This is a genomic window from Kribbella sp., from assembly GCF_035687465.1.
Classification (GTDB): domain Bacteria; phylum Actinomycetota; class Actinomycetes; order Propionibacteriales; family Kribbellaceae; genus Kribbella.
In genome coordinates, this window is the sequence record NZ_DASRXP010000368.1 from 1 (window position 1) to 2,279 (window position 2,279).

General features: G+C 66.8%; 1 protein-coding gene. It reads right to left on the reverse strand.

From position 1 onward, the window contains the following. Nucleotides 1-296 precede the first annotated feature (296 nt). The coding region (locus VFG33_RS19205; RefSeq protein WP_325054278.1) for a helix-hairpin-helix domain-containing protein at nt 297-2,279 on the reverse strand (1,983 nt) is incomplete at its 5' end.

Genomic DNA, 2,279 nt, shown 5'->3' on the forward strand with positions numbered 1-2,279 from the left:
GGCCGAGTCTTCGAGCGGCTGACGGCTGATCGTCCATGGTGATCCGAACGTACCGCTTACAGTACCGTCATCCGCCGCAGCCTTCCGAATCATTCGGCCTTTCACCGCTTGCTTGAAACATCTCAGGGCACCCGGTACGGCAATTGCTATGAGTTGCGACCGGCGGCAGCTGGTCTCCGCCTGGCCCTGGTCCGACCATTCGAAAGAGTCCACGTTGCGGCGTGCCAAATTCGAGGCTTGGTTGCCTTGCCCCTCCCGAGCCCCGCCTGACTGTGTTCCTCAGGGAAATTGCTGGGCTATCGGAAGTCGCGTGAGTAGGTCTTCGATGCGAGCGACAGCCGTTCGAGGCGGTCGGCGACGAGGTTGACGACGCCTTTGGCGCGTTCGACTCGGCCGCGGATGATGAGGGCGTTGGAGTCGCGGGCGATGCGGGCGTAGCGGTTCCAGCATCCGACGGAGATGACGACGTTGATCATCCCGGTCTCGTCTTCGAGGTTCATGAAGGTGACCCCAGCGGTCGCTGGGCGTTGCCGGTGGGTGACCTGCCCGGCGGCGCGGACGCGGGTTCCGTCCTCGGCCTGGCGTAGTTGCTCGGCGGACAGGATCCCGGCGGCGGCGAGTTGCGGGCGGACTTCTTCGATGGGATGTTTGCCGGTGGTGATGCTAGTGGCCCACAGGTCGGCCATGACGATCTCGACGTCGGTCATGCCGGGCAGCATCGGCGGCGGCCCGGCGGCGGTGACGCCGGCGAGCTGGCCGGGTCGTTCTTCGGCAGCCCGTCCCGCTTCCCAGATCGCTTGCCTGCGGGTAAGCCCGAAGCAGTCGAACGCGCCGGCCGTGGCGAGTGCCTCGACCTGCGGCGCGGTCAGTCCGGTGCGGCGGACCAGGTCGGCCATGCTGGCGTACGGGCCGTGCTCGGTGCGTTCGGTGACGATCTGTTCGGCGACCTTGGCGCCGATCTTCTTCACCTCGGCCAACCCGAGCCGGACCGCGAACCGTCCGTCACGCCGGTGGGTGGCGCTGTCGAACTTGGCGTGCTCGTCGAACTCCCCCACCAGCGGCTGCGGATCCTCCAGACAAGCCGGGCTACCTGACGGAGCCGCCTTCAGATCCTCGTCGGCCAGGTCCTCAAGTTCGGCGTAGACGCCGGACAGTTCCAGGTCTGGGCGGCGGACCTGGACGCCGTGCCGGCGGGCGTCGGCGACCAGCGATTGGGGTGAGTAGAACCCCATCGGCTGGGCGCGGAGGAGTGCGGCGAGGAAGGCGGCTGGGTAGTGGAGCCGGAACCAGGTGGAGGAGTAGACGAGCAGGGCGAAGCTGATCGAGTGGGATTCGGCGAACCCGAAGTTGGCGAACGCTTCGATCCGGGCGTAGATGTCGTCGGCCTGATCACCGGTGATGCCGTGGCCGGCCATCCCGTCGTACAGCTGCTGCTTCAGGCTGGAGATTTTCTCGATGCCGCGTTTGGAGCCCATCGCCCGGCGGAGCAGGTCGGCTTCGTCGCCGTTGATGCCGCCGATCGCCATCGCCATCTGCATCAGCTGTTCCTGGAACAGCGGCACCCCCTTGGTCCGCTCGAGGACCGGTTCGAGGGCGGGGTGGGGGTAGGTGACGGGTTCTTCGCCGTTCTTCCTGCGGATGAACGGATGCACTGCGTCGCCTTGGATCGGACCTGGGCGGATCAGCGCGATTTCGATCACCAGGTCGTAGAACCGGCGCGGACGCAACCTCGGCAGGGTAGCCATCTGGGCGCGGGACTCGACCTGGAAGACGCCGACAGAGTCGGCGTGGCAGAGCTGGTCGTAGACGCCGGGTTCTTCCTTGGGGATGGTGTGCAGCTCCCACCGTTCGCCGAGCTTCTCGGCGACGGTGTCGATCGTGTATTGCAACGCGGCGAGCATCCCGAGCCCGAGCAGGTCGAACTTCACCAGGCCCATGTAGGCGCAGTCGTCCTTGTCCCACTGCAGCACGGTCCGGTTCTCCATCCGGGCGTGCTCGATCGGCACCACCTCCCCCACCGGCCGCTCCGTCAACACCATCCCACCGGAATGAATCCCCAAGTGGCGCGGGAACTTCAGCAGATCCTCGGCCATCGCCACCACCGGCGCGGGAATGTCGTGATCGCCGGAGCTGACCTGGCCGCCCCAGGAGTCGACCTGCTTGGACCAGGCGTCCTGTTGCCCGACCGAGTAGCCGAGCGCTTTGGCCATGTCGCGGACCGCGGAGCGTGGCCGGTAGGTGATCACGTTGGCCACCTGCGCGGCGTTCCGGCGGCCGTA